The organism is Burkholderia sp. LK4 (assembly GCF_001043615.1).
Classification (GTDB): domain Bacteria; phylum Pseudomonadota; class Gammaproteobacteria; order Burkholderiales; family Burkholderiaceae; genus Burkholderia; species Burkholderia cepacia.
Map to the genome: position 1 here is coordinate 1 of NZ_LDUL01000192.1, position 1,156 is coordinate 1,156.

Here is a 1,156-nt window from a genome sequence, read left to right on the forward strand (position 1 = left end):
GCCGGACGAGGGGCGGGTGGCGGCGGGCGACGGCGCGGTGAGCGCGGTGCGTTGCGCAAGGCAGTGAGGCATGACGGTCTCCGTAGGTGTCGGATGGGGCCATCGTAAGCGGCACGGCGCCGGCCGGCGCACACGCAAGGATGGCCCCGAGCAGAAACGGATGATCTTTTTCTGCTCGGCCCGCGTGAGCCGCCGGCAGGCCCGGCAGGCGGGCCAAAAACGCGTCACAATGCGCGTTCGACATCCCCATTCACCGGAGGAAGGCCATGAGCGATGCGATTCTCGCGGCGCCGACGGACAACGGCGTCCCGGTCAGCCTGCGCTCCAGCCGCGGGCTCGGCTGGCAGGGCTTCGGCGCGTCGCTGCTGGAAATCCGCGCGGGCACCTACCGGATTCCGGCGGCCGAGCATCACCGGATCGGCGTGCATATCGGCGGGCCCGTTCGCGCGGATTGCGTGTGCGACGGCGAGCGCGTATCGCGTATCCAGGCGCATGGCGACGTCGACGTGATTCCGGCCGGCTTGCCCGGCCAGTGGACCGACAGCGCCGACTGCCGGATCCTGCACATCATGCTCAGCGACACGTTCGTGCGGCGCACCGTCGAGCAGCTCGAGCTGAAGCCGTCGCAGGGGCAGATCCGCCGCCGGCTGCAGGTGCGCGACCCGCGCCTTCAGCACATCGCGTGGGCGATGGCGGCCGAACTCGAAGCGGACGACGCGTCGGATCCGCTCTATGCGGAAAGCCTGTGCACGGCGCTCGTCGCGCGGCTGGTCGACGGCCAGCCGGCGTTTCGCGAGCGCCGCCGCACGCTCGCGCCGAAGGCGGCCGCACGCGTGATCGACTATGTCGAAGCGAATCTCGAGCGGCGCATGACGCTTGCCGAACTCGCGGCGCTCGTGTCGATCAGCGTCCCGCATTTCAAGGTGCTGTTCCGCGAAACGCTCGGGATGCCCGTGCACCAGTATGTCGTGCGGCGCCGCGTCGAGCGGGCGAAGGCGTTGTTGCTCGAAGGCCGGCTGAGTATCAGCCAGATCGCGCTCGAAGCCGGGTTTGCGCACCAGAGTCACATGGCGAACTGGATGAATCGCGTGGTGGGTGCGACACCGACGGAGATTGCGCGATCGGGGGAGCGGGGTGGGTTGAGGCTGGCGTATGA

The 1,156-nt window shown here is 69.3% G+C and carries 1 protein-coding gene; it reads left to right on the plus strand.

Annotated elements, in window-relative coordinates; translation table 11 throughout:
* Positions 1-266 precede the first annotated feature (266 nt).
* Positions 267-1,156: AraC family transcriptional regulator (locus VK92_RS38865; RefSeq protein ID WP_048468281.1), on the plus strand; the 890-nt coding region annotated here is incomplete at its 3' end.